The organism is Labrys okinawensis, assembly GCF_002982075.1.
In the GTDB taxonomy this organism is placed as follows: Bacteria; Pseudomonadota; Alphaproteobacteria; order Rhizobiales; family Labraceae; genus Labrys; species Labrys okinawensis_A.
The window spans coordinates 196,643-223,138 of record NZ_PUEJ01000008.1 but is presented as its reverse complement, the minus strand read 5'-3'; the positions used below and the strand labels follow the sequence as shown (position 1 = coordinate 223,138).

Genomic DNA, 26,496 nt, shown 5'->3' with positions numbered 1-26,496 from the left:
CTCAGCCCATAGGCACTGGCTTTGCGGAGTCTGGCGCAAATTTGGTGGGTCGATCTCCAGATCGACCATCTCCGAAATGCCACGTTTGCCGGCAGGACGATGCCGAGCCTGCAATCTCAGGGAATGACTGCATTGCCCGGAAGCTGGCAAAACCGGCCGGCGATTGCTACATATCGGCGAGAGGTTTTCATGGCCCACCGCCACGCCCACGATCACGAGCCAAAACCGGTCTTCGCCGAACCCGGCCATGATCACAGCCATTGCAGTTCCACCGTCCTGGCGCGGGCGGAAACCCTTTCGGCCGAGCGCGGCGTCCGCCTGACCCAGATTCGCCGACAGGTGCTGGAGGCGCTCGCCGCCACCCATCAGCCGATCGGCGCCTATGAGCTGATCGAGAAGCTGGAGGATGGCGAGGGCAAGCGCCCAGCGCCGATCACGATCTACCGCGCCCTCGACTTCCTGCTCGAACAGGGCTTTGCCCATCGTATCGAAAGCCGCAACGCCTTCATCGCCTGCGCCCACGACCACAAGGACGGCAGCGTGGTGATGTTCCTGATCTGCGAGAGCTGCGGCACCGTGGGCGAGGCCGAGTCCGAGGCTGTCGGCAAGGCACTCACCGCGGCCGCCAGCGCCATCGGCTTCCAGCCGCGCGGCCAGGTCATCGAGCTCGCCGGCATCTGCCGCCACTGCCGGGCCAAGGCCCAGCGTTAGCCCGGCTCTCCGCTTGCCAGCCCCACCGGACCCGCACCACTACTCCCTCGCCAGATCGCTGCTGCGCTCGACGAGGTCCTTGAGGTCCTGGCCGAGTTGCTCGAAGCCGAAGCGCAGGGCGTAGAGGCGGCCGACCTCCTCGCTCTGCAGATCCCTGAGCACGCCGGCGCCGCGCAGCTTGTCCATGGCGGCGACATAGGCGGAAAGGCTGGCATCGAAGCTGGCGGCATCCGGCCCGAGATAGCCGCGCCGCAGGGCTTCGGCGATACCGCGCAGCAAGGCGACCGTGGCATCCCGCATCGCCTCCAGCGGCTGGGTCAGGGTCGGCGCCACCCGCTCCGGCAAGGCGCGTACGCAGACCCGGGCGATGATGACGAGGTCGTGCCGGACACGGTAGAGCGTACGGGCCATCGGCTCGGGATCGATGGCGGCGCTGAGATGGGCGCTACGCTCGCGCACCGTCTCCTCCACCGCCGCATCGATCTGGCGCAGGCCGGCACGGATGCGCTTGTTGATGCCGGCAAGCTCCGGCCGGCCCTTGCCGTCGAGAAGGCTGCCCGCCAGGGCGAGGAGAAGCTCGGCATTGAGATCGGCGACGCGCGCGGCCGCAGCGGCAAGCGCGCCCTGCGCCCTCGCCGGCAGCACGAAGAGAGCAACCCCGACGCCCACCACGATGCCGAGCGCGATCTCCGCCACGCGCTCGGCCGCATAGGCATAAGGCGGCAGCAGCGTGCCGCCGGCCGGAATCAGCACGATCAGCGCGGTGATCGGCGCCACCCGGAAGCTCGGCCTGAGCGCCGAGGCCACCGCCATCGGCGCCACGGCGGCCAGCACCGCCAGGCCGAGCGCGACATTGCCCTCGTGATGCGGCAGCACCACCGACACCACGGCGCCCCACAGAGCCCCGAGCAGCGTGCCGGCCATTCGGTCCATTGCCGCCTTGACCGAGCCGCCGAGGCTTGCCTGCATGACGATGATGGAGGTGATCACCGCCCAGCTCGACTGGGAAAGATCCACCAGCTTGACCGCGACGAAAGTCAGGCCCGCCGCCACCGTGACGCGTATGGCCAGGGCCAGTTCCATGCGCTTGGCCGCGAACCACTTGAACAGGCGAGCCCTGGCACCGGCGCCGATCATCATCAACCCATCACATCATTTGCAATATGCGATGGTAGAAAGGTTCGAGCGGAGCGCAAGGGCCGGGATCGCAGTCCCCGAGATGCCTGCGACCCAAGGAACCTTGACGTGCCTGCCGGTGAGGTCCATGTCATCCCCAAACGAAACCAGCGGTGCCCGATGATCCCGTCCTATGCGCGCTTTGGCCTGATGTCCCGTCGCCCTACCGTCCCCGTCGATGTCGGCGGCGTGCAGGTCGGCGGCGGCGCGCCCATCGTGGTGCAGTCGATGACCAATACCGACACCGCCGATATCGACGGCACTGTGCGGCAGGTCGCGGCGCTGGCCCGTGCCGGATCTGAAATGGTGCGCATCACGGTCGACCGCGACGAAGCCGCCGCGGCGGTGCCGCGCATCAAGGAAAGGCTGATGCGCATCGGCGTGACCACGCCGATTATCGGGGATTTCCACTATATCGGCCATAAGCTCCTGGCCGACCATCCCGCCTGTGCGCAGGCGCTCGACAAATACCGCATCAATCCCGGCAATGTCGGCTTCAAGGACAAGCGCGACCGCCAGTTCGGCGCCATCATCGAGACGGCGATGCGCTACGACAAGCCGGTGCGCATCGGCGCGAACTGGGGCTCGCTCGACCAGGAACTGCTAACCCATCTGATGGACGAGAACGCGAAGAGCGAGGCGCCCGTCGATGCCCGCACCGTGACGTGGGAGGCGCTGGTGCAATCAGCCCTGCTCTCGGCCGATCGCGCGGTGGAAATGGGGCTACCCAAATCCCGCATCATCATCTCGGCCAAGGTCTCGGCCGTGCAGGACCTCATCGCCGTCTATAATGAGATGGCCAGCCGTTCCGACTATGCCCTGCATCTTGGCCTCACCGAGGCCGGCATGGGCTCGAAAGGCATCGTCGCCTCGGCCGCCGCGCTCTCGCCGCTGCTGCAGGCCGGCATCGGCGACACCATCCGCGTCTCGCTCACGCCCGAACCCGGCGGTGACCGCACCCAGGAGGTCAAGGTCTCCCAGGAGATCCTGCAGGTGATGGGCATCCGCACTTTCGTGCCGCTGGTCGCCGCCTGCCCCGGCTGCGGCCGCACCACCTCGACGGTGTTCCAGGAACTGGCCCAGAGCATCCAGGGCTTCATCGTCGAATCGATGCCGGAGTGGAAGACGCGCTATCCGGGCGTGGAGACGCTGAAGGTCGCGGTGATGGGCTGCATCGTCAACGGCCCCGGCGAAAGCAAGCATGCCGATATCGGCATCTCTCTCCCCGGCACCGGCGAGACGCCGACCGCCCCGGTGTTCATCGACGGCCAGAAGGCCGCCACCCTGCGCGGCCCCGGCATCGCCGACGAGTTCAAGCAGATGGTGATCGACTATATCGAGAACCGCTACGGGGTCAGGCCGGCCGCGGAATAGTCCCTGGGAGCGCGGACGTCACAGCGCTTACCGGTACCGATCGATCAGGTCCCGTGCCGAGAAGGCGGTCTGGTTTCCCTCCCTCCGCGCAACGTAACCATCGAGCATGCCGATATCCCGCAGCAGATGGTACGAAAGATCGTAGAGGCCGGCGAAACGGGGCCGTACGAACGCCTCACTCCGCTTCGCGACGCGTTCGCTATCCCCATGACTGCAATAAGACTGCCCTATGTGATTGAATTGAACGGCCGTCATGGCCAAATCTCCTGAGCGACAATTGGTAATATTTGCCAGGGATATTCCCATTTCCCGCCGGATGTGGCTAATTGAAGCTCGATTTGGAGCCATAAAGCAGGCTTATCGCAATGACGCTTCCGCTCCCTCCCCTCACGGCCATCCGGGTGTTCGAAGCCGTGGCGCGGCACCAGAGTTTTACGCGTGCTGCCAACGAACTCGGCATGACCCAGGCCGCCGTCTCCTATCAGATCAAACTGCTCGAAGAGCGTTTCGGCGGCCCGCTGTTCCTGCGCCGCCCGAAGCAGGTCGAGCTGACCGAAGCCGGCCAGCGCCTTGCGCCGTCGGTGAGCGAAGCCTTCTCCCTGCTTGCCCAGGCCTATGCCTCCGCCCGCGGCGATGCGGAGGGCGTGCTCACCGTCACGGCCTCAATCACCTTCGCCACGACCTGGCTGGCCCGTCATGTCGGTGCCTTCCAGATCCGCTACCCTTCTCTGGCCGTGCGGATCGACGCCACCAATCAGGCGGTCGACTTTGCGCGCAGCGACATCGATCTCGCCATCCGCCATGGCGACGGGAACTGGCCGGGCCTGTGCAGCCATCGCCTGCTTTCGGGCGAATACTCGCCCATGCTCAGCCCGAAGCTCGCAGCCACGATCGGCGGCGTGAAGCAGCCTGCCGATCTCCTGCGCCTGCCCCTGCTCGATCCCGGCGACATCTGGTGGGACGACTGGTTCGATCTCGTCAAGGTCGCCCGCCGTCCCAGAGGTCCTGCACGCGGCGAAGCGCAGGCCTTGCCGGCGATCACGCGCGGGCAGGATCGCTTCGGCAGCATCCATCGCGGTCCCGTGGAAATCCCCTGCATCGGCTCGCAGGCCTTTGTGGGAACCGCCGCGCTGGACGGCCAGGGCGTCGCCATCCTCTCCTGCGCCCTCTGGGCCCAGGACCTGGCGGAAGGGCGGCTGATCCAGCCCTTCCATCAGGTCGCCGGCGAACATGCCTTCTATCTCGTCTATCCCGAAGCCCGCCGTAACCTGCCGAAGATCCGCGTCTTCCGCGACTGGATCCTGGAGGAGGTCGGCAGAACCGCCGGCATCGGCAACAGGGGCGAAGAGGCCATGGCGTCATAAGACGATCCGGAACCTGCGTTCCTTCCTCGTCCTTCTCTATCGATAGCGGTCGATCAGATCGCGGGCGCTGGCGGCCGGCTGGGGCCGATCCTTCACCGAGTGGCCGTCGATAGCGCCGATGTCGCGCAACAGATGATCGGAGAGTTCGCGCAGCGCCTCCTTCGGCAGAGCCGGTCGACTGGCCGGCTGCGGTTCGCGATGCACCATATCGGCCTTGTATGAATAAGCTTGCCCTATACGTCCAATCCACGCCATTATCACGGCTAAATCTCCGGATCGGCCCCCATTCTGGCCGTTTCATCCGCAGATTTTTCATGAATCTCGGCTACTGACGAATTGAAGCTCGAGCAGTACCCATAAAGAGAGCTGATGCATCGTGAGCACTGCGCTGCCGCCACTGGCCGCCATCCGGGTCTTCGAGGCCGTGGCGCGGCATCTCAGCTTCACCCGCGCCGCGGCCGAACTCGGCATGACCCAGGCTGCCGTCTCCTATCAGATCAAGCTCCTCGAGGAGCGCTTCGGCGGCCCGCTCTTCCTGCGCAAGCCGCGCCAGATCGAACTCAGCGCGGCCGGCCAGCGTCTGGCGCCCGCGATTACGGACGCCTTCGCCCTGATGGCCGAGGCCTATGCGGCGGCGCGCGGCGGCATCGAAGGCGTGCTCACCGTCTGCGCCAAGGTGAGTTTCGCCACCAGCTGGCTCGCCCGCCACATCGGCGCTTTCCAGCTCGCCCATCCCGCGCTGGCAGTGCGCATCGACGCGACCGACCGTGCCATCGACTTCACCCGCGAGGAAACCGATCTCGCCATCTTCTTCGGCACCGGAGACTGGCCCGGCCTGCAGGCCCACCGCCTGCTCGCGGGGGACTACACGCCAATGCTCAGCCGCGATCTCGTCGCTCGTCTCGGCCCGCATTACACGCCGGCCGATCTCCTGCGCATCCCTCTTCTCGACCCCGGCGATTATTGGTGGCGCGAATGGTTCAAGGCAGCTGGCGTCAACTATGAGATGCCCAAGCTCGTCTACAATCTCAGCAGCCAGGCGGTGATCAACGCGGCAGCCAAGGCCGGACAGGGCGCCGCCATCCTGTCGACCGCCCTCTATGACGACGATCTCGCCGCCGGGCGCCTGATCCAGCCTTTCGATCTGGTGATGCCGAGCGACCGAGCCTTCCATCTCGTCTATCCCGAAACGCGCCGCAACCAGCCCAAGATCCGCGCCTTCCGTGACTGGATCCTGGCGGAGTTGGCGAGCGGGTAATGCCGGCGCGATCAGCCGTCTCCCCTGCGCTGCAGGGGCTTGTCGCGCTTATTTCGGCCTGAGCCCTCGGCGGCGGACCGGCTCGGCCGCAGGCCGCACCAGCTCCGGCGGCGTCGGGCTGACAGGTCCCTGATAGCCGAGCGCCGCGAGATGCTCGCCCATATGGTCCGGGGGCGATGCCTCGGCCGTGACGGCGGGCTTCTTGGGCAGGATCGGCACGCTCACGCCGCGGGCATGCAGATGCAGCACCGGGCCGCCTTCGCGCGGCGCACTGCCATAGATCGGATCGCCGACGATCGGAAAGCCGGAAGCTGCGCAATGCAGGCGCAGCTGATGGGTGCGGCCGGTACGCGGCTTCAGCTCCAGCCAGGTATGATCCCCGGTCCGGCCGAGCACGCGGAAATCGGTCTGGGCCGGCAGCCCGTCCTCGGCGGGCTTCATCCACCAGCCGCGCTCGGGCGAACGGCGGGCGATCGGCATGTCGATCAGGCCGCTTTCCCCAGCCGGGCCGCCCTCGACCACGGCCCAATAGGTCTTCTCGACACCGCCCTTTGCAAAGAGGTCGTTGAGGGTGCGCAGCGGTCGGGCATGCCGCCCGAGCACCAGGCAGCCGGACGTATCCTTGTCGAGCCGATGCGCCAGTTCAGGATTGCGGGGCAGGCCGAAGCGCAACTGCTCCAGCATGGCCGTGAGATTGGGCCCGCCCTTCGGTCCGGCATGCACGGGCAGGCCGGCGGGCTTGTCGAGGATCAGGATGAGGGCGTCGCGGTGGATCAGCCGCGTGGTCAAATCGAGCGATATCATCGCTTAGCGCTATCGTGATCGGGCATTGTCGGCTAGAGGTTCCTTCAACATGCGACCATTTTTCGGTGGCAGGCTTGCCGCCAGGAGCAAAACGCGTCACCACCGAGCGCATTTTGCTCTAACTTCTTGTTTTGATGCGCCTTTGCGATTCTCGGCGATTCCGCCTGATCGCAAACGCTTTTGGGAACCAGACCGTTTCGATGACTGAGAGCGAAAAGCAAAAGCCCGGCTTCTTTTCACGGCTGTTCGGGCGAGGCACCCCGACGCCCGAGACCGAAACCAGGCCCGAGCCAGCAGCCGAACAGGCGGCGCCGGCCCCCGCCGAGGAATCCGGCGCGGCGGCGGAGCCAGCGCAGGCGCCGCTCGCGGCCCCGACCGAGCCTTTGCCCCTGGCCGCGGCCGAGCTGATCGTTCCCTCCGAACCCGAGCCGCCCGCCCCGCCGCCTCCCCCACCGGAGCCAACCCTCGCGCCCCGGGCCAGCGAGCCGCTGCCGGCTCCTGCTCCCGCCGAGAAGAAATCCTGGTGGCGCCGCCTGCGCGACGGCCTGTCGCGTTCCTCCAGTGCCATCAGCCGCGGCATCACCGACATCGTGCTCAAGCGCAAGCTCGATGCCACCACGCTCGAGGAGCTGGAGGATGTGCTGATCCAGGCCGATCTCGGCGTCGACGTCTCCACCCGCATCGCCGCCGCGATCGGCAAGGGACGCTTCGACCGCCAGATCTCGCCGGAGGAAGTCCACCAGGTCCTGGCCAGCGAGGTCGAGGCCATCCTTACGCCGGTGGCCAAACCCCTGGAAATCGATCGTTCCCGCAAGCCCTTCGTGCTCCTGATGGTGGGCGTCAACGGCTCGGGCAAGACGACCACCATCGGCAAGCTCGCCGCCAAGTTCAGCGCCGACGGCCTCAAAGTGACGCTGGCGGCCGGCGACACCTTCCGCGCCGCCGCCATCGAGCAGCTCAAGGTCTGGGCCGAGCGCACCCACTCGCCCATCGTGGCCCGCGAGCAGGGTGCCGATTCCGCGGGCCTGGCCTTCGACGCACTCAAGACCGCGCAGGAAAACGGCTCGGACGTGCTCCTGATCGACACCGCCGGGCGGCTGCAGAACAAGGCGCAGCTGATGGACGAGCTCGCCAAAGTGGTGCGCGTGATCAGGAAGATCGACGAGAGCGCACCGCATGCGGTGCTGCTGGTGCTCGACGCCACCGTCGGCCAGAACGCCATCTCGCAGACCGAGATCTTCGGCAAGACGGCCGGCGTCACGGGCCTGGTGATGACCAAGCTCGATGGTACGGCGCGCGGCGGCATCCTGGTGGCGCTGGCCGCCAAATTCGGCCTGCCGGTACATTATATCGGAGTCGGCGAGGGCATCGACGATCTCGAGCCCTTCTCCGCCCGGGACTTCTCCCGCGCCATTGCCGGGATGGAGTGAGCCATGAGCATTGAAGCCGCCGCCAAGCCGCGCCAGAAGGTCAATCCTCTGCTCAAGCTGGTGCTGGAAATGGGACCGCTGGTCCTGTTCTTCATCGCCAACTACAAGCCGGAATTGTTCAAGCCCCTGGTCGAGCGCTTCATGGCGCCGGCCCTGTTCGAGGGGTCGAGCGGCAACATCTTCACCGCCACGGCCATCTTCATACCCGCCACGCTGGTCGCGCTCATCGCCGGCTACGTCCTCACCCGCCATATCCCGGTGATGCCGCTGGTCTCCGGCATCTTCGTGCTGGTCTTCGGCGTGCTGACATTGTGGCTGCAGGACAAGACCTTCATCAAGCTCAAGCCGACCATCGTCAACACGCTGTTCGGCCTGATCCTGCTGGGAGGCCTCGCCTTCGGCAAGCCCCTGATCCGCATCGTCCTCGACGCTGCCTTCGACCTCAAGCCCGAAGGCTGGCGCAAGCTCACCTTGAACTGGGGCCTGTTCTTCCTGTTCCTGGCGGTGCTCAACGAGATCGTCTGGCGCAACTTCTCGGATAATTTCTGGACCAATTTCAAGGTCTTCGGCACCATGCCAATCACCCTGATCTTCGCCGCCACCCAGGTGCCGATCCTGATGAAATACGAGGTAAAGCCGGACAGCCCGGACGGCAACGCCCAGGAGGGCAGCTAGTGACCAGACAGTTTGCATATACGGTATTTCAAGGCCGGGCCGGCGATCACAACGATCTGGCCATGCCGGGCGCCCGGGCGATCGGCGAGGCGCTGGCACGGCGGACGGGCATCGCACCTTTCGTGGTCGGCACGCCGGAGCCTGCGCTGAATGCAGGCTGGCGCGAGGAATTGGACGTGGCCCTGCCGGCGCTCAGGCAGCTGCAGGCCCGCTTCGATGAGGTGCTGGCGAGCGGGGCCGTTTCCATTGCGGCCACCAGCCGCTGTGCGGTCTCGCTGGCGACGTTGCCGGCCGTCGCTAGGCACCGTCCGGATGCCTGCATCGTCTGGTTCGACGCTCATGGCGATCTGAACACGCCGGAAGCCTCGACGTCGGGCTTTCTCGGCGGTCTGGCCATTTCCGGTCCTGCCGGACTGTGGAACTCCGGCCTGGGAGCAGGCCTGAGCCTCGACCAGCTCGTTCTCGTGGGCCAGCGCGATCTCGACCCCTTCGAGCAGGATTTGATCGACAGGCGCGGCATTCCGCTCGTCGAGGCACGGGGCGACCTGGCCGCCGAATTGCGCAAGGCGATTGCCGGCCGCCCGGTCTATGTGCATCTGGATTGCGACGTGCTGAATCCGGGCGTCGTTCCGACCGATTACGCCTGCGAAGGCGGCCTGTCGCTCGCCGATCTCCGTGCCTGCTGCGAGGTGATCGCCGAGCAGGCCTTCGTCGGCGTCGAGATCGCCGAGTTCCAATATGCCTGGGAAGCGGGAGGAGAAGCCTTTTCTCCAGACCCGCTGCTCGATGCCCTGGCGCCGATCCTGGCACGGTAACTCGATCCGGCCTATCGGCTCATACCCGGCCGCAGAAGGACTGCCCTGCCATCCCCTTCGCGCCGCCTGCGGCGGCGCCGGGAATGACAGCCCCCCCCTTTACCGGCATACGTCAGACACTGTCCGGCACGGCGCTACTTGAACCACTTGTCGTAGATCTTCTGATAGGCCCCCGTCTCGATCGACTGGTGCAGCCACTGGTCGACAAAGTCCTTCAGGCCGATGTCGCGCTGCAGCCAATAGGCCTTCTCCGCGAAATTGAAGGGCTTGTCGGGATGCACGGCGCATAGAACGCCGGGGTGCAGCTTTTCCTGATAGAGGGTTTCGGAAGCATCCGTCATCATCAGATCGGCCCGGCCGGCCGCCACCTCGTCGAAGATCTTGGTGTTGTCGGGAAAGATCACGATCTTGGCCTGCTTCAGGCTGGCGCGGGCGAACTTCTCGTTGGTGCCGCCCGGATTGGCGACGACCGTCACCTCGGGCTTGTCGATATCCTGAAGCGTCTCGAACTTGCCCTTGTCGGCGCAGCGGGCGATCGGCGTCTTGCCCTCGCGCATATAGGGGCTGGAGAACAGGCCCTTCTTCTGCCGGTCGAAAGTCACCGACACGCCGCCCATCGCGACGTCGAACTTGCCGGCCTCGAAATCGGCCGACAGGCTGGACCAGGTCGTCGGCACGATCTCGAGCTTCACGCCGAGTGTCTCGGCAAGGCTCTTGGCCTGGTCGATGTCGAAGCCGGAGAACTCGCCGCTGGCGGGATCCTTGTAGCTGAAGGGACGGTAGTCGCCGGTGGATCCTACCCGGAGCACGCCGGACGCCAGCACGGCATCGAGCCCGCGAACCGACGCCATGTCCTTGGCAATGGCTGAAGGGGCAAGGCACAGCAGGCTGAGACAGACGAGAAGCGCGCGGAGCATGTGATTCCCCCTAATGGTTTGTTGCGCGCAGCATAAAGCTGCGCGCCCGTCGTTCAACCCAAGAGGGGGATCGGTTGTCGCGGCGCGCCTTCGCCTCTATTCCGGCAGGAACAGGCGCGGCAGCTTGAGGCCGGGCAGGAAGGCGCCGGCGCGGACCTTGCCGTCTGCGATGGTCAGCGGCACTTCGACCGCCGCCTTGCCATCGATATTGCTGGGTTTGCCGAGGACCGGCAGGCCGACGGTGAGGGTCGTCGCCACCATGTCCGGCACGCGGCCCGATTGCTTGAGCGTCTGGGCAAGCTCCGGCACGCCGGCGAGGGCCACCGTCAGCTCGCCGGAGGGAAAGCCGCTGGTTTCCAGCCCGATCGTGCCGGTTGCCTTGACGATGCTCGGACCGCGCTCGACCTGGGCCTGGCTGATGCTCAGCGCTCCGCCGGCGGCAGCCCAGTCGCGCAGGCGCTCCGGCATCGGCATGGGCCTGAGGTCGATCTTGGTGATCAGCCCGCGAAAGGTGGCTTTCATCGGCGAGGGAGAGCCAAGGAAATCATCCAGCGGCGCGACCGCCTTGGCATCGACATCGGCGGCGAGATCATAGGCACCCGGCGCGGCATTGGTACCCTCGGCGAGGCGGATATGGATCTCGACATTGCCCTCCTCGACCAGATTGACCGCCTGGTCGCCGCGCTTGACGTTGCCGCTGAGGCCCTTGATCACCACCGCGGCGTTCTGGGGCCCGGAGGTCCAGATCGACATGCTCGCCTCGGCGCTCTTCCAATCGGCGGTCAGGGTCGCGCCGGCATCGCTCTTGTCGACCAGTGTCACCGGTCCCTTGGCCTGGAGCAGAACCTTGTTGGGCTGATACACCTGGGCCACCGCATTCACCTCGGCGAGTGCAGCACTGAAGGGACGCCCTCCCCTGAGGCTCTCCACCGTCGCCTGGCCACAATGCATTTCCAGGCGGAACGGATAGCCGGCGATGGTCTGCTCGCCGCATTTGATCTGGCGTCCGAGCTCGGCCTGCTTGCTCACAAAGCGGTTCCACTCGGCTTCGAGCCGGGTGGAGGCATACCACCAGAAGCCCGACCAGGCGATCGCGACCAGGGCGAAGAGGATGGTCGGCAGATAGATGCGGCGGGAGGAACGGCGCGGGGCGGGATTGGTCAGGTCAGTCGGCACGAAAGGGTCTCGCTAGAGCGTTTTGCGATTTGACGGAGGTCACCAAGCATCGCAAAGACGCGTTGAAACAGGAAGTTAGAGAAAATGAGCGCTCAGTCATGAACGCGTTTTGCTCTAGGATTGGCCGGGTCGCGGATAGATGCATCGGCCTTGCATCGGCCTTGCATCGGCCTTGCATCGGCCTTGTTTTAGCGCAGGAATAACGTGATTCGAGACGAGGCCTCTCTATCGCGGAGAATTGGGCCGAAGTCAGGGCAATAGGAAACCTGCGAACGTGTCATCATCCATCCAAGATCTGATTGAAACCAGTCTCCAGGCCGCGCTTGCACCCGAACGCCTGGTGGTGCTGGACGAATCGGCCGCTCATGCCGGCCACGCCGGTCATCGCGAAGGCGGTGAGAGCCATTTCCGAGTGAGAATCGTCTCGCCGCACTTCAGCGGACGCAGCCGCGTCGAGCGCCATCGCCTCGTCAACGAGGCCCTGAAGCCCGCCTTTGCCCGCGGCGTTCATGCTCTGGCGATCGAGGCCAGCGCACCGGGCGAACCGGTACGCTGGTAAAAGCTCTGGCTTAGTTGGAGGCGATCGAGCCGGTGAAGATATCCGGCATCGGCGTGAAGCTGGCCACGCGCAGAGGCTTCACCGCGGCGCCGGTGAACTTGTCGGCCCGCAGGTCCTGATAAGCCGCCACGCCGAAGCGTACCACCACCGTCTTCGACGGCGCCGCGATCAGCGAAGCCGTGGTGCGCAGATCCGGCTTGACCAGGGTCGCTTGTTGCTTGTTGCGGGCGGCGGAAACCGGTGCCGACAGCGAAGCGAAATTCTGCTTCTCGAAGCGCGTCGCGATCAAAGCCGGCCGCGGCGGGCGGGCGGTATTGGTCACCGGCGCGGTGTCGGCAAAGCCGAGCGCGCGCTGCGACTGGCGGTTGGCGCTGCGCTTCATGAAGCCTTCGCTGCCCTGAGAAAGGTCGGCGAAGATCGGCGGCTTGGGATCGACCACGGGCCGCGTCGCCGGCACCGAGGGCGGGGCATCCAGGGATGCGAGCTGCACGGGAGCCGCCTGGCTCTCCTCGGCGGCCGTACCCGGACGCAGCGGCGGCAGCGGCACATTGGCAGCCGTCTCGCCACCCGTGCCATTCGGCCCGGTCTGCCAGATCATGCGGGGGCCGGTGTCGGCCGAGGCAAGCTGGGCCGTCGCGGCATCGGCGGCCTGGACGGCATCGATATCGTTGGGACGGCGTTCCGGCAGCGGCACGGGAGCCATGCGACGGGGCGACGTCGCCAGTTCATCGGCCATCGCCATCTGCTGCATCACCGGAGCAGGCTGCGGCGGCGCGGCCGGTATGCGAGCATTGCTGCGCGTCGTCGGCGCATAGGCCTGGGCCACCTCGACCGGCGGGGCGCTGGTGGTGGTGGTGCTGTTGCTGCGCGAGCCGAACAGGGCCGCGAAGAAGCCGCCGCCGCTGGTTTCGGCAACATCATCCTCGCCGGCGCCACCGCCAGCCGAACCGCCATTGCGGCGAATTTCGTTCATCGCCAGCTGATAGCCGGGCATCGGACGCCCGTCCGAAGGCAGCAGCACCGTCTTGCCGTCGGGGAAGACGGAAGCGAGTTCGCTACGCGACATGCGCGGCCACATGCGTACGCCGCCGGAGTCCATGTGGACGAAGGGCGAGCCAGACGAAGGATAATACCCCACGCCGCCACGCTGCAGGCGCAGACCGGCGACACGCAGCTTCGACAGCGGCACGCCGGGGATGAAATAGTCGATCGCCTTGCCAAGCGTGTGCTGGCTGAACTTGGCGACGCCGCGCGAACGCCGGCGCAGCATGCCGTTGGTGCCGGGCGAGCGGTAGCCGCAGACGATGTTGATCGGCTGGGAGGCGCCGACCTGGCGATAGACCAGCCAGAGCGTGTCGAGCGCCCGCGGATCCATGCGCACGGCCTGGTTCTGGCGCCAGTCGCGCATGAACCAGTCGATCTTCTTCAGCGCAGCGGAGTCGTAAGAGCCGTTGCGCTTGTAGGTGATGTTGATGGTCTCGCCCGTATGCAGGTGGCGCATATAGAGCGAGCGGGTATCGCCATTGGCAATCGCGTCCTGCGTCGGCCCGACCAGAACCGTCGTCATCACCGTCGATGCGAGGGAAATGGCCAGAATGCGACCGGTACGCGAAACTTTGATCCGGGGCAAAAGGCTGAGTGGGTTCTGCACGATTAGCACTCTCGGCAAATAGGCGAGGGAACCAGCGCAGAGCGTATTTCCATAAATGGGACGCTCGGCGCCAGGTCCGGATTGCCGGAGTCTTGCCGAGATTGGTTAAAGCACCGTTGATGCACCGTTCGACCCCTAAGTTCTAGCCGTTGAAACCGGCCTTGGGAGTGGCCTTTTGCTTGGGAAACGTGGCAAAAAGACGAACGCGGGTTGGCAAACGCCAACCCTTACCAAACATGGTAAATCGTTGCATAACAGATTTCAGCCGGGAAGGCCAAGCGCCGAAATCACCTTCCGGTCATATCCGTAGATGTCATTGAGGCGCTGCAATTCGCCGTCACCGTCCACATAGGCGGTGAAATAAGCGATGTGGACCGGAATTTTCCTCTCCAAATCAATGCGCTGCTCGTCCCCGCCCTGCAGGCCGCGGACACTGTCCTCAGTCCAGCCATTGCCCATCACCAGCTCGGCAAATTTATAGGGGTTATCCACACGCACGCAGCCATGGCTGAAGGCCCGTTCGTCACGCGAGAACAGGTTGCGCTGCGGCGTGTCGTGCAGATACACCGAGAAATTGTTCGGGAACATGAACTTGATGAAGCCGAGCGCGTTGCGCTCGCCAGGCGGCTGGCGCACCTGCATCTGGCCGCCGACATAGCTCACCTCGTAGCCCCGGCGCTCGAGATAGCCGGGGTCTTGGGCGAGTTTGGGCATGTATTCCTTCTTGATGATCGACTGCGGCACGTTCCAGGACGGATTGACGACCACGAAGCTCATCATGTCCGAGAAGATCGGCGTCGGCGTATTGGCCTTGCCGACCACCACCCGCGCCTCGTAGCTCAGCACGCCGTCCTTGGTGAACCAGACCTTGTACTCGGGAACGTTCACGAAGACGTTGGTCAGCCCCATGTCGTGGGGAAGCCAGCGCCAGCGCTCCATATTGGCGATGATCTCGCTTTCCACATTCACGCGCGGCTGGCGCAAGGCCGCATTGAGGGCGACCACGGTGGCCGGTCCGAGCGTGCCGCTGGCCTTGAGGTTGCGAGCGGCCTGGAAGTCGCGGACCGCCGCCTGCAGCGCCTCGTCATAGACATCGCTGTCGGCGTCGCTGGCCGTCAGCCCCAAGCGGGTGCGCAGCACCGCCACCCGCGTATCGGTCATGCCCACCTTCAGCGTGGGACCGGCGGGAACCACGGGCAGGGAGGCTTCGGCGGCGGCGGCATTGGCGGCCCTGACGTCGGCCAGCTTCTGCTTCAGCGCCAGATATTGCGGCGAGGACGGATTGTAGCCGTCGAGCACCGCGACCGGATTGGAGGCGATCGCCACCGAAGCGAGCGCCGCCACAGGATCGGGCATGTTGGGAGCCTTGGCGATGTCGCGGCTGATCTGCCTGGTATCGACCCGGCCCGAGGAAGCCTGGCGGACATAATTGAGGATGGCCGCACTCAGTGCGATCTCGGTATCGGCCTGGACATCGGCGCTGGCGCCGCTCAGGCTATCGATCCCGGGGACCCGGAAGGCCGCAGCATCGAGGCCGTCCTCGGCGGCGTGGTTCATGCGGTCGACCAACGCCTTGGCCGCGGGCGTGAGCGCACCATTGTCGATCCACAGTGGCGTCAGGCCCCGCAGGGCGTAGAAGTCGCTGATGGCCTGCGCATCGGCGCCGCGCTTGGCGACGTAATCGGCAAGCCTGGCGGAAAGATTCATGGTGACCGTGGCAGGAGCGACCGATGGCGCGGGTGTACTGGCCTCGGCCGGCGGCATGGGCTCGGTCTTGGGTTCAGCCTTGGGCTCGACCTTGGGGGCCGGCGTCTCGCTGGGCACGGCGGCCGGGATTTCCGGTGTCGGCACGGCGGCGGGAGCGGGCTGTCCGGCGGGCGAGGCGGCTGCCACGGACTGGGTACCGGCCCGGGCCGCCTCATCCTTGGGAGCCGTAGCGGAGATCGAGGACGGCGTATCCGGAGCCACTGCCGTCTCGGCAGGCTTGGGGGCCATTTCGACGGGAGCCGGCACCGGCACGGGACCTACCGGTGCAGGCGCAAGCGTCGCGGTCGAGGCCGGCGCATTGTCCGGCTTGACATGCTGCACGCTTACCCTCTCCTGCGGCGAGGCGGCGGCCGGCGCGGTCTGCGGCGTCGCCGGCGCGAAGGCACTCTGCTTTTCGCCGGCACTCAGGCCGGGAACCGGCGGCGCTACGGGCACGGGGCTGGCTGGCGTACCGTTGTCTTGGGCATAGGCCGGGAGCAATATGGCGCTCAAGCTCAAAGCCAGAGCGACCGAACTCAACAAATTAGCGCGGTAACTCATAAGATTCCTCAATCCCCGGCGCCCAATGTCCCAACGCCGCCTGCAAATGTGTCGATAGTGACAAGTACCATGCCAGATTCAAGACAAATTCTGGTGTGCAATTGATCACGCCGCCGTTCAAGCCGCTTGGTGAGACTCGCCCACCTCTCCGGCTCTCACGCCGATCGACGCTTCGTCAAGTCCAAGTTCCTTGAGCTTGCGATAAAGCGTGGATCGCCCGATGCCGAGCTTGCGCGCGACCTCGGTCATCTGCCCGCGGTGATGGCGGATGGCGAATTTCAGCATGTCCGTTTCCAGCGATTCCAGCGTGCGCACGTCCCCCCGCGCATCGAGCATGGTCATGGTGTGGGGTTCACGCACCGTGATGATCTCGCGCAGCGGCGCCCCGGTGATCATGGCCGGGCCGGTGTGAACCGGCTTGGGCGGCAGCAGCGGCGCTGAGGGGATGCGCACATCGAACCCGTCCACGCGGGCAGCGATCTGCGGCAAATCAGGCACGCCAATCTCGTCGCCCTCGGCGAGGATCACGGCGCGATACATCGCATTTTCGAGCTGGCGCACATTGCCGGGCCAGTCATAGGCGGTGAGCAGCGCCAGGGCCTCGGCACTGATGCTGCGTATGGCCTTGCCCTCCTCGGCCCCGAAGCGGGCGAGAAAATGCCAGGCGAGATCGGCGACGTCCTCGCGTCTCATCCGCAGCGCCGGCAGCATGATCGGAAAGACATGGAGGCGGTAATAGAGATCCTCGCGGAACTGCCCTGCCTTGACGAGATCGATCAGATTGCGGCTGGTCGAGGAGATCAGGCGGAAGTCGGTGCGCACCGCCCGGCGCGCGCCCAGCGGCTCGATTTCGCCGCTGCGCAGCGCGTCGAGCAGCTTGACCTGCAAGACGGGCGACAATTCGCCAACATTGTCGAGGAAGAGCGTGCCGCCGTGGGCCTCCGCCAGCTTGCCGGCCTGCTTGTCGACGGCACCGGCTGCGTTCTTGTCCTGGCCGAACAGGATGCGTTCGGCCTCGGCCTCCGGCAGGGTGCCACAATTGACGGCCACGAAGGGTCGGCCGCGACGTTCGCCCCCGCCGTGGATCGCGTGCGCCACCATCTGCTTGCCGGTGCCCGTTTCGCCCTCGATCAGCACGGGAATGGTCGAGCCGGCCGCTTTCTCGGCGAGACGCACCACCCTCTCCATCTCCGGGCCGCGGGCGACCAGGTCCCTCAGGCCGAGCTGGCCCGCTGCGCGCTTGGCGAGCACGCGGACCTCGCGTTCCAGCGCGCGGTGCTTGAGGGCATTGCGGATCGACGCCTGCAGGCGCTCGGCGCCGACGGGCTTGACCACGAAATCGGCCGCTCCGGCCTTCATCGCAGAGATCACGGCATCGATCGAACCATGGGCCGTCTGAACGATCACCGGAACCTGCAGGCCGCGGGCCCGCATGCGACCGAGCACGCCCATGCCGTCGAGATCAGGCATCACCAGATCCAGAACGAGGAGATCGATCTTGCCGCCTTCGAGTTCGCGCAGCGCTGCTTCGCCGCTGTCCACGAGGCGGGCATGATAGCCAAAGCGCCTCACCATGGCCTCGAGGAGCCGGCATTGCACCGGATCATCGTCGGCGATCAGAACAGTCGAGCCCATCAATCCCCCGTCCCATTTCATCCGATGCAGCGATCGGATCGCGATCCCTGCGGAAACCCTGACATCACTGCGTCAGCGCGAGGCTGCCTTCCGGCGAGGCCTCATAATTTCACCCGGGCGAAGCGCCCCGTGTGCCGTTTCGGATCATCTAGGAGCAGAAGCGTGAAGGACTGCTTAACGACGTTTCATCGAAGTCACATTCGGCTGAGACGGTTGAAACCACCGCCGCGAACGGCGATATGTGAGACCATCACGGGGCCGCATCGCTGGCCCGGCTACAGCGTCTTTCGATTTGGCGGCGAGCGCCGGAACCGCAAAGGCGCATCGGTGGTCTCAAGGAGTTTTCATGGCCGGCCAATCTTTTTCCGCATCCTCGGGCTCCACCTCATCCGGGGTGGCCAAAGCCGATTCGCCGCAGACCAAGCCCGACCGGAAGGGCGGTGAACTCGGCCGATTGCCGGAATGGAATCTCGCCGATCTCTATCCGGGCATCGATTCGCCGGAAATCAGCGCCGATCTCGACCGGGGGCAGGCCGACTGCCTTGCCTTCGAGGAGGCCCATAAGGGCAGGCTCGCCGAGATCCTGGCAGGCACGGATGGCGCCCGCCGTCTCGCAGCCATCATCAAGACCTATGAAGGCATCGAGGACAGGCTGGGGCGCATCGCCTCCTTCGCCGGCCTGGTCTATGCCGGCGACACCACCGATCCCGCCCGCGCCAAATTCTATGGCGACGTGCAGGACAAGCTGACCACGGCGTCCTCCCACCTCCTGTTCTTCACGCTGGAGCTCAACCGTATCGACGATGCTGCCTTGGCCGAGGCGGTCAAGGACGAGGCGCTCGCTCATTGGAAGCCCTGGCTCGACGATATCCGCATCGAAAAGCCCTACCAGCTCGAGGACCGCGTCGAACAATTGTTCCACGACAAGTCGGTGACCGGGCGTGGGGCCTGGAACCGCCTGTTCGACGAGACGATCTCGGGCCTGCGCTTCCGGGTGGAGGACAGCCAGGAACTGACGCTGGAGCCGACCCTGAACCTGCTCCAGGACCCCTCCCCGGCCAAGCGCGAGAAAGCGGCGCATGCCCTCGCCCGCACCTTCAAGGACAATCTCAGGCTGTTCACCCTGATCACCAACACGCTGGCCAAGGACAAGGAGATCTCCGACCGCTGGCGCGGTTTCGAGGATGTCGCCGATTCCCGCCATCTGTCGAACCGGGTCGAGCGCGAGGTGGTGGACGCCCTGGTCTCGGCGGTGCAGGAAGCCTATCCGCGGCTGTCGCATCGCTATTATCGCCTCAAGGCCAGGTGGTTCGGGCTCGACCAGCTCAACCATTGGGATCGCAACGCCCCGCTGCCCAAGGTCGAGAGCACGCCGATCAAGTGGGAAGATGCGCGCAGCACCGTGCTGGAGGCCTATGCCGGATTCTCCCCGCGCATGGCCGGCATCGCCCAGCGCTTCTTCGACGAGAACTGGATCGACGCGCCCGTCCGTCCCGGCAAGGCCCCGGGTGCCTTCGCCCACCCGACCGTGCCCTCGGCCCATCCCTATGTCCTCCTCAACTACCAGGGCAAGACGCGCGACGTGATGACGCTGGCCCACGAGCTCGGCCACGGCGTCCACCAGGTGCTGGCTGGCCATAACGGCGCGCTGATGGCACCGACGCCTCTAACCTTGGCCGAAACCGCCTCGGTGTTCGGGGAGATGCTGACCTTCCGCGCTTTGCTCGCCCAGGCTGCAAGCCCGGCGCAGAAGAAGGCCATGCTCGCCGCCAAGGTGGAGGACATGATCAACACGGTCGTGCGCCAGATCGCCTTCTATTCCTTCGAGCGCAAGGTGCATGTCGAACGCCGCCAGGGCGAATTGACCGCCGACCGCCTCGGCGAAATCTGGCTGTCGGTGCAGACGGACAGCCTGGGACCGGCCATCAAGATCGGGCCGGGATACGAGACCTTCTGGACCTATATCCCGCACTTCATCCATTCACCCTTCTACGTCTATGCCTACGCCTTCGGCGATTGCCTGGTGAATTCGCTCTATGCCGTCTATGAGAAGGCCCATGAGGGTTTTGCCGAACGCTACCTCTCCATGCTGGCGGCCGGCGGCACCAAGCACCATTCCGAACTGCTCGCACCCTTCGGCCTCGACGCGCGCGACCCGGCCTTCTGGCAGATCGGGCTCAATCTGATCGAGAGCATGATCGTCGAGCTCGAAGGCATGGAGTGATGTTTCGTTTGAGGGATGCCGCCAGCGTTCCTCGGCCGGCAATGGGAGTCTCCGGCTGCGGCTAGGAGGGGCGGAGCCCTGAAGGAAGTACGCGCCCTCTCCTGGCCGGACAGCCGGATGCGAACATGGCGATTCTTCTCGGCCTGGCGGCAGCCCTGTGCTGGGGCGGCACGGATTTCCTCGGCGGCGCGGCGGCGCGGGCGCTCGGGGTGCGCCGGTCCCAGTTCTTCAGCCAGGCCGTCGGTTTTGCCGGCCTGTCGCTGCTGATCGCATTCCTACCCGCCATCCGCAGCCAGATGGCGTCGGCCCCGCCGGAGGCTTGGCTGTGGGGCCTTGCCGCCGCTCTCAGCAATTTTCTGGCCATGCTTGCTCTGATGTCGGCCCTGGCCCGCGGCAAGGCCGCCCTGGTGGCACCCCTCACCGCCACCTATGGCGTGGTCACCACCTTGCTGTCGCTGGCGACCGGCGAGATTCTGGACCGATGGGCGCTGGCGGGGCTGGCGCTCTGTTTCATCGGGGTACCCTGCACGGTTTATGCGCCGGATGACGGCAGGGCTTCGGCAGGCTCGAGGGCTCCGCTGCGCCTGGCACTGGCGGCGGCCCTGCTCTTCGGCGTCGGCTTCTGGCTGCAGGGGCACCTGGCCCTGCCCAGGCTCGGCACCCCCGCGACGCTGTGGCTGCTCTATGCCACCAACCTGATCTGCCTCGCCGGCCTGCTGGCGGCGCAGCCGGCCGAATTCCGGCTGCCGCCTTCATCGCTCTGGCTTCTCGTCACCGTGCTGAGCACCCTGTCCGGTGCCGTGACCGCCGCCCTGGGCGTGGTGCTGCGCGGCGAAAGATTGTCGCCGCTGCAATGGCTCGGCATCGCCGCCGCCCTTTTCGGCGTCCTCCTGCTCAGGATTGGGAGCTAAAGCGTTTTGGGATTTGGCGGAATCGGTGCCGCCGCCTCGTTCCGCCGCAACGGCGACCAGCCGAGCGTCATGCCGGCGGCCGCGACCAGGATGGCGCCGGCACCGGCCATCTGCAGCCAGTCCAGGCGATGGCCGAAGGCGATGAGGTCGACCAGGATCGCCACCACCGGATAGATGAAGGAGAGCGCGCCGGTGAGGCTGGTCGGCAGTTTCTGGATGGCGCCATAGAGCAGGATATACATCAGCCCGGTATGGACGATGCCGAGCGTGCCCAAAATCGCCCAAGTCTGCATCGACCAAATCCGCACGCCCGTGGACGGATGGGACAGGTCAGCGAGCGGGGCCAGCATCGCCAGGCCGACGATCACCTGAATCAGCGCGATCAGATGCGGCGGCACCCCCTTGAGCTTCTTGGCGGCCAGAGCGGCGATGGCATAGAAGAAGGCGGCGCCGAGCGCCAGGCCAATGCCGGCCAGATAGTCGGTGCCGTCAGCGCCGCTTTTGGCCTGCACGATACCGAGCATGCCGGCAAAGGCGAGGCCGAGCCAGAACAGTTTGGAGGCCGTCAGCTTCTCCGCAAAGAACAGCACGCCGAAGCCCACCAGCATGAAGGGCTGGGTGTTGTAGACCGCGGTGGCGATCGAGATCGAGGCACGCGGATAGGCGGCGAACAGCATCAGCCAGTTCGCCACGATGGCGACGCCGCCGATCACGGCCAGCCCGATCTGCCGCCCCGTAATGACGTCGCGCCTGAAAAGGCCGAGCCCCAGGCAGATCAAAGCGAGCGTACCGGCACCGAACAGGCAGCGCCAGAACACCACGTCGATGATCGGCTGGCCCGACAGGATGACGAACCAGCCGATCGTCCCCGATATGATCATGGCCGCCGTCATCTCGGCCGTTCCGCGGAGCTTGTCCATGACATCACCTCTCAATGGAGATCGGAGTCTATTCGGACGCTTTGCGGATTTATATGGATCGGATTAGGCCAGCTATGGCATTATCCTAAATTACGAAGGACAAATTGCGAATTGGCATCATGCTTGATGAAATGGATAAGCGCATCGTCGACATCCTGGTCGAGAATGCCCGCATCTCGCTGAAGGAACTGGCGAGCCGGGTGAGCCTGTCCTCCCCCTCGACCTCCGAGCGGCTCAAGCGCCTGGAGGAGCGCGGCGTGATCCGCGCCTTCACCGTGGACGTGGATCCGCAGGCCCTCGGCTATACGCTGCAGGCGATCGTCCGCATCCGCCCTTTGCCCGGCCAGTTGCCCCGGGTGCAGAGGCTGATCGAGGAAATCCCGGAATTTTCCGAATGCGACAAGGTCACGGGCGACGACTGCTTCGTCGCCCGGCTGCATCTGCGCTCGATCGAGCAATTGGACGAAATCCTCGACCGCCTGATCGACAAGGCCGAGACGAACACCGCCATCGTAAAGTCACAGCCGGTGAAGCGGCGCCTGCCGCCGCTGTGAAGGCACGTCTCATCGAGCCGAAATCACCGCGCGAACAGCAAGGCGCCCGTCGCCACCAGCAACAGCCAGGTGACCCCGTCCCATTCCGTCAGCGAGGAGGATGGGGCGCGACGGCATGCGCCGAGAGCGGCCATCACCTGTATCACCGCAAGAAAGGTGAGCAGCACGGCAAAGGTCGGCGCAAAGGCTTTCGATCCGGAAGCCGCCAGCAGAGCCGCGAAGAGGACTTCGCCGGCGAAGACGTGAATGGTTACCCTGGATACCAGGTCCAGTTTTCTCGAGACTGACTTCGACATGATGGATGCAGTTCTAAAAATGCCTCGTTCTTGCGGCGGCACTGGAGCGCATTCGCCGGCGAAGAGGAGAAAGGCGTCGTCAGGCCTCGCCGACGATTGGTCGACGAGACTGACATCGATGGCATTTTACGAAATACGGCGCATATTATACAAATAAATATTGTATAATATTTTGGGCGTGACGCGTAAGGAAGTTATAAGGGCGCCCTTCGCGGGACCGCTGGGGGTCAGTCGCAGCGCAACAGGGACGGCGGCGTACCGATATCGCTCACTACCGCCTCGAAGCGGCGGGTCTTGGGGTCGCGCACCAGCAGGTGGCCGGAAGCGATGCCGAAATAGGCGCCGTGAAGCTGCAGCTCGCCGGCATCGACGCGACGGCGCACGCTGCCGAAGGTCATCAGATTGGCCAGGCTCTGCTCCACCGCGGCCAAGCCGAGCCGGGTCACATAGTCATCGGACGGCGTCTCACCGGGGTCCTCGAGCGTGTCGAGCGCCGGTGCGATGATCGACATCCACTTGCCGATGAAATCACCGGAGGAGAGCGGCGCCCGCTTCTCGGCGAAGGAGCGGATACCGCCGCAGCTGGCATGGCCCATGATCACGATATGCTTGACCTTGAGCGCTTCGACCGCGAATTCCAGCGCGGCGCTGGTGCCGTGGAACTGGCCGCCTACTTCGTAGGGCGGCACGATGTTGGCGACGTTGCGCACCACGAACAGCTCGCCCGGCCCTGCATCGAAGATCACTTCGGGCGAGACGCGCGAGTCGCAGCAGCCGATCACCAGGACTTCGGGGCTCTGCCCTGTGGTCGCCAGCGACTCATAGCGCTGCCGTTCCCGGGAAAAACGATCACCGAGGAAGGACTTGTAACCGGCTATGAGACTGTCTGGGAACATGGGATCTCCTTGAAGCGTGGACCACTCGGCCAATACCCTCCCCTGGTCCGCAACTCTCTTGAGTTGCGCGGGGAGGGTAAACCAGGATTAGGCCGCCAGGTTCCGCAGCACGAACTGCAGGATGCCGCCATTCTTGAAGTAGTCGAGCTCATCCAGCGTGTCGATGCGGCACAAAAGCGGCACCCTGACGGTCTTGCCGTCGGCGAAGGTGATCTCGGCCTCGATGGTGGCGCGCGGCTTGATCGTCTCGATACCCTCGATCGTCACGGTCTCGTCGCCCTTAAGGCCGAGCGTCTGCCAGGAAGTGCCTTCGGCGAAGGTGAAGGGGACCACGCCCATGCCGACCAGGTTGGAGCGGTGGATGCGCTCGAAGCTCTGCGCGATCACGGCGCGCACGCCGAGCAGCTTGGTGCCCTTGGCGGCCCAGTCACGCGAGGAGCCGGTGCCGTATTCCTTGCCGGCGAATACCACCAGCGGCACGCCCTCGGCCTTGTAGCGCATGGCGACGTCATAGATCGGCGCTTCCACGCCATCGGGATAGTGGATCGAGAGGCCCCCTTCGATACCCGGCAGCATCTGGTTCTTGATGCGGATATTGGCGAAGGTGCCGCGCATCATCACCTGATGGTTGCCGCGGCGGGTGCCGTACTGGTTGAAGTCCACCGGGCGGACCTGATGGTCGCGCAAATATTCGCCCGCCGGGCTCGCCGCCTTGATCGAACCGGCCGGGGAAATGTGGTCGGTGGTGATCGAGTCGAGGAAGAGGCCGAGGACGCGGGCCTTGTGCACGTCGGTCGGCGGCACGGGCGTCTTGGTCATGCCCTCGAAATAGGGCGGGTTCTGCACATAGGTGGAGCGCTCGTCCCAGGCATAGGTCTGCCCAGCCGGTGCGGAGATCTTCTGCCAGTTCTCGTCGCCCTTGAAGACGTCGGCATATTTGGACTTGAACATCGCCTGCGTGACGAACTCGTCGATCACCGCCTGGATCTCGGCGCCATCGGGCCAGATATCGGAGAGGAAGACAGGCTTGCCGTCGCTGCCGGTGCCGAGCGGCTCCAGCGTGAGGTCGACCTGAAGCGAGCCGGCCAGGGCATAGGCGACCACCAGCGGGGGCGATGCCAGGTAGTTGGCCTTCACGTCCGGATTGACCCGGCCTTCGAAGTTGCGGTTGCCCGAGAGCACGGCGGCGGCGACGATGTCACCCTTGTTGACGGCCTCGGAGATCGGCTCGGGCAACGGACCCGAATTGCCGATGCAGGTGGTGCAGCCGAAGCCAACGAGGTTGAAGCCGAGGGCATCGAGGTCCTTCTGCAGACCGGACTGGCTGAGATAGGCCTCCACCACCTGCGATCCCGGCGCGAGCGAGGTCTTGACCCAGGGCTTGGACTTCAGACCCTTGGCCGCAGCCTTGCGGGCGAGCAGGCCGGCCGCGACCAGCACCGAGGGATTGGAGGTGTTGGTGCAGGAGGTGATGGCGGCGATGGTCACGGCGCCATGGCCGATGGCATAGTCGGTTCCGGCGACGGCCTGGGTCTTGCCGGCTTCGCCCGGCTTCTTGAATTCGCCTTCAAGGGCGGCGAGGAAGCCAGCCTTGGCGTCGGAGAGCAGCACGCGGTCCTGCGGACGCTTGGGACCAGCGAGCGAGGGCAGCACGGTGGCCAGATCCAGCTCGAGGATGTCGGTGAACACGGGATCGAAGCTCGAGGCCGTGCGGAACATGCCCTGTTCCTTGGTATAGGCCTCGACCAGGGCGATACGGTCGGCATCCCGGCCCGACTTGTCGAGATAGCGCAGCGTCTCGGCATCGACAGGGAAGAAGCCGCAGGTCGCGCCATATTCCGGGGCCATATTGGCGATGGTGGCCTTGTCCTCCAGCGTCATGGCGTCGAGACCCTGACCGAAGAACTCCACGAACTTGCCGACGACGCCCTTCTTGCGGAGCATCTGGGTGACGGTGAGCACGAGGTCGGTGGCGGTGACGCCGGCCGGCAGCTTGCCGGTGAGACGGAAGCCGATCACTTCGGGGATCAGCATGGAGTTGGGCTGGCCGAGCATGGAGGCTTCGGCCTCGATGCCGCCGACACCCCAGCCGAGCACGCCCAGGCCGTTGACCATGGTGGTGTGGCTATCGGTGCCCACCAGCGTGTCGGGGTAGGCGACGGTGGTGCCGTCCTCTTCCTTGGTCCAGACCGCCTGCGCCAGATATTCGAGATTGACCTGATGGCAGATGCCCGTGCCCGGCGGCACCACGCGGAAATTGTCGAAAGCCGACTGGCCCCATTTCAGGAAGCGGTAGCGCTCCTGGTTCTGCTCATATTCGCGGGCGACGTTGTTTTTGAAGGCGTCGTTGTTGCCGAAATAATCGACGACGACGGAGTGGTCGATGACCAGGTCCACCGGCACCAGCGGGTTGATGCGGGTGGGATCGCCGCCCAGGGCCTTCATGGCATCGCGCATGGCCGCGAGATCGACCACGGCCGGCACGCCGGTGAAGTCCTGCATCAGCACGCGGGCGGGCCGGAAGGCGATCTCGCGCTCGGCCTTGCCGCGATTGGTGAGGAAGGCGGCGATGGCTTCGATATCGCCCTTGGAAACGCTGCGGCCATCCTCGAAGCGCAGGAGGTTCTCGAGCAGGACCTTCATGGAGACCGGCAAGGCGGAAATGCCGGGAAGACCGTTCGCTTCCGCTGCCTTCAAGGAATAGTAGGTATAGGTCTTCGAGCCCACCTGAAGTGTCTTGCGGGCTTTGAAGCTGTCGAGAGAGGCCATGGCAGGTTCCCTGAAAAAGGCCGAGGAAGGTCCCCAAGCCTATGATAGGTCAGCGGAATTCGCGCTCGCGAGGC

The 26,496-nt window shown here is 65.3% G+C and carries 23 protein-coding genes; 11 read left to right on the top strand and 12 right to left on the bottom strand.

What is annotated here, in order from left to right; translation table 11 throughout:
• Window positions 1-189: 189 nt before the first annotated feature.
• Window positions 190-711: a transcriptional repressor gene (locus tag C5L14_RS21620; RefSeq protein WP_105864142.1), complete on the top strand. Its 522-nt coding sequence runs from the start codon at window positions 190-192 to the stop codon at window positions 709-711.
• A 39-nt stretch (window positions 712-750) separates the two neighbouring features.
• On the opposite strand, the gene C5L14_RS21615 is transcribed toward C5L14_RS21620, so the two are convergent.
• Window positions 751-1,851 carry an FUSC family protein gene (locus C5L14_RS21615; RefSeq protein ID WP_105864141.1) on the bottom strand — a complete coding sequence of 367 codons (1,101 nt, stop codon included), beginning with the start codon at window positions 1,849-1,851 and terminating at the stop codon, window positions 751-753.
• 156 nt (window positions 1,852-2,007) lie between these two features.
• Between C5L14_RS21615 and ispG the strand changes: the two genes are divergently transcribed.
• Window positions 2,008-3,261, top strand: a complete 1,254-nt coding sequence (gene ispG, locus C5L14_RS21610; protein WP_105864140.1) for a flavodoxin-dependent (E)-4-hydroxy-3-methylbut-2-enyl-diphosphate synthase — start codon at window positions 2,008-2,010, stop codon at window positions 3,259-3,261.
• Between the two features lie 365 nt (window positions 3,262-3,626).
• Window positions 3,627-4,625 carry a LysR substrate-binding domain-containing protein gene (locus tag C5L14_RS21600; RefSeq protein WP_105864138.1) on the top strand — a complete coding sequence of 333 codons (999 nt, stop codon included), beginning with the start codon at window positions 3,627-3,629 and terminating at the stop codon, window positions 4,623-4,625.
• Window positions 4,626-4,661: 36 nt separating this feature from the next.
• On the opposite strand, the gene C5L14_RS30440 is transcribed toward C5L14_RS21600, so the two are convergent.
• Window positions 4,662-4,832: a hypothetical protein gene (locus tag C5L14_RS30440; RefSeq protein WP_181161283.1), complete on the bottom strand. Its 171-nt coding sequence runs from the start codon at window positions 4,830-4,832 to the stop codon at window positions 4,662-4,664.
• A gap of 169 nt (window positions 4,833-5,001) precedes the next feature.
• Here C5L14_RS30440 and C5L14_RS21595 point away from each other — a divergent pair, with 169 nt between their 5' ends.
• On the top strand, window positions 5,002-5,883 hold the full coding sequence (locus C5L14_RS21595) for a LysR substrate-binding domain-containing protein (protein ID WP_105864137.1): 882 nt from the start codon (window positions 5,002-5,004) through the stop codon (window positions 5,881-5,883).
• Between the two features lie 48 nt (window positions 5,884-5,931).
• Here C5L14_RS21595 and C5L14_RS21590 read toward each other — a convergent pair whose 3' ends face one another.
• Window positions 5,932-6,687 (bottom strand): RluA family pseudouridine synthase, encoded by a 756-nt coding sequence (locus C5L14_RS21590; RefSeq protein ID WP_105864136.1) that lies wholly within the window; start codon window positions 6,685-6,687, stop codon window positions 5,932-5,934.
• Window positions 6,688-6,887: 200 nt separating this feature from the next.
• Between C5L14_RS21590 and ftsY the strand changes: the two genes are divergently transcribed.
• The 3 genes from ftsY to C5L14_RS21575 are packed head-to-tail and all read left to right on the top strand — an operon-like array spanning window position 6,888 to window position 9,607.
• A complete protein-coding gene (gene ftsY / locus C5L14_RS21585; RefSeq protein WP_105864135.1) occupies window positions 6,888-8,117 on the top strand; it encodes a signal recognition particle-docking protein FtsY in 1,230 nt (409 codons plus the stop codon).
• A gap of 3 nt (window positions 8,118-8,120) precedes the next feature.
• The gene (locus C5L14_RS21580) at window positions 8,121-8,792 is read left to right on the top strand and encodes a septation protein A (protein WP_105864134.1); all 672 of its coding nucleotides are present in this window, start codon (window positions 8,121-8,123) and stop codon (window positions 8,790-8,792) included.
• The gene (locus C5L14_RS21575) at window positions 8,792-9,607 is read left to right on the top strand and encodes an arginase family protein (RefSeq protein WP_245443488.1); all 816 of its coding nucleotides are present in this window, start codon (window positions 8,792-8,794) and stop codon (window positions 9,605-9,607) included. Before C5L14_RS21580 ends, C5L14_RS21575 begins: the two co-directional genes overlap by 1 nt.
• A 134-nt stretch (window positions 9,608-9,741) precedes the next feature.
• On the opposite strand, the gene C5L14_RS21570 is transcribed toward C5L14_RS21575, so the two are convergent.
• Together C5L14_RS21570 and C5L14_RS21565 are read right to left on the bottom strand one after the other, a co-directional pair.
• Window positions 9,742-10,524: a transporter substrate-binding domain-containing protein gene (locus tag C5L14_RS21570; RefSeq protein WP_105864133.1), complete on the bottom strand. Its 783-nt coding sequence runs from the start codon at window positions 10,522-10,524 to the stop codon at window positions 9,742-9,744.
• A gap of 96 nt (window positions 10,525-10,620) precedes the next feature.
• Complete coding sequence (locus tag C5L14_RS21565; protein ID WP_105864132.1) at window positions 10,621-11,700, bottom strand: DUF2125 domain-containing protein; 1,080 nt, start codon at window positions 11,698-11,700, stop codon at window positions 10,621-10,623.
• Between the two features lie 274 nt (window positions 11,701-11,974).
• On the opposite strand from C5L14_RS21565, the gene C5L14_RS21560 reads away from it, so the two are divergent.
• On the top strand, window positions 11,975-12,259 hold the full coding sequence (locus tag C5L14_RS21560; RefSeq protein ID WP_245443487.1) for a BolA family protein: 285 nt from the start codon (window positions 11,975-11,977) through the stop codon (window positions 12,257-12,259).
• Between the two features lie 10 nt (window positions 12,260-12,269).
• On the opposite strand, the gene C5L14_RS21555 is transcribed toward C5L14_RS21560, so the two are convergent.
• From C5L14_RS21555 to C5L14_RS21545, 3 genes are all read right to left on the bottom strand, one after another.
• The gene (locus tag C5L14_RS21555; protein WP_146126992.1) at window positions 12,270-13,826 is read right to left on the bottom strand and encodes a DUF882 domain-containing protein; all 1,557 of its coding nucleotides are present in this window, start codon (window positions 13,824-13,826) and stop codon (window positions 12,270-12,272) included.
• 345 nt (window positions 13,827-14,171) lie between these two features.
• Window positions 14,172-16,169 (bottom strand): L,D-transpeptidase family protein, encoded by a 1,998-nt coding sequence (locus tag C5L14_RS21550; protein ID WP_146126991.1) that lies wholly within the window; start codon window positions 16,167-16,169, stop codon window positions 14,172-14,174.
• Between the two features lie 165 nt (window positions 16,170-16,334).
• The gene (locus C5L14_RS21545) at window positions 16,335-17,852 is read right to left on the bottom strand and encodes a sigma-54-dependent transcriptional regulator (RefSeq protein ID WP_105864129.1); all 1,518 of its coding nucleotides are present in this window, start codon (window positions 17,850-17,852) and stop codon (window positions 16,335-16,337) included.
• Window positions 17,853-18,198: 346 nt separating this feature from the next.
• On the opposite strand from C5L14_RS21545, the gene C5L14_RS21540 reads away from it, so the two are divergent.
• Together C5L14_RS21540 and C5L14_RS21535 are read left to right on the top strand one after the other, a co-directional pair.
• Window positions 18,199-20,076, top strand: coding sequence for a M3 family oligoendopeptidase (locus C5L14_RS21540; protein WP_105864128.1), 1,878 nt, complete (start codon window positions 18,199-18,201; stop codon window positions 20,074-20,076).
• Between the two features lie 125 nt (window positions 20,077-20,201).
• Window positions 20,202-20,987, top strand: a complete 786-nt coding sequence (locus C5L14_RS21535) for a DMT family transporter (RefSeq protein ID WP_105864127.1) — start codon at window positions 20,202-20,204, stop codon at window positions 20,985-20,987.
• Here the strand turns inward: C5L14_RS21535 and C5L14_RS21530 are convergent.
• Window positions 20,984-21,907: a DMT family transporter gene (locus C5L14_RS21530; protein ID WP_105864126.1), complete on the bottom strand. Its 924-nt coding sequence runs from the start codon at window positions 21,905-21,907 to the stop codon at window positions 20,984-20,986. The two genes, C5L14_RS21535 and C5L14_RS21530, sit on opposite strands and share 4 nt — an antisense overlap.
• Before the next feature lie 119 nt (window positions 21,908-22,026).
• Here C5L14_RS21530 and C5L14_RS21525 point away from each other — a divergent pair, with 119 nt between their 5' ends.
• Entirely contained in the window at window positions 22,027-22,461 is a 435-nt protein-coding gene (locus tag C5L14_RS21525) for an Lrp/AsnC family transcriptional regulator (protein WP_105864125.1), read from the top strand.
• Between the two features lie 23 nt (window positions 22,462-22,484).
• Here the strand turns inward: C5L14_RS21525 and C5L14_RS21520 are convergent, their stop codons facing one another.
• The 3 genes from C5L14_RS21520 to acnA form a co-directional block, all read right to left on the bottom strand.
• Window positions 22,485-22,757: a hypothetical protein gene (locus tag C5L14_RS21520; RefSeq protein ID WP_105864124.1), complete on the bottom strand. Its 273-nt coding sequence runs from the start codon at window positions 22,755-22,757 to the stop codon at window positions 22,485-22,487.
• A gap of 227 nt (window positions 22,758-22,984) precedes the next feature.
• Window positions 22,985-23,653 (bottom strand): carbonic anhydrase, encoded by a 669-nt coding sequence (locus C5L14_RS21515; protein WP_105864123.1) that lies wholly within the window; start codon window positions 23,651-23,653, stop codon window positions 22,985-22,987.
• An 87-nt stretch (window positions 23,654-23,740) separates the two neighbouring features.
• Window positions 23,741-26,422, bottom strand: coding sequence for an aconitate hydratase AcnA (acnA, locus tag C5L14_RS21510; RefSeq protein WP_105864122.1), 2,682 nt, complete (start codon window positions 26,420-26,422; stop codon window positions 23,741-23,743).
• Between the last annotated feature and the right edge of the window lie 74 nt (window positions 26,423-26,496).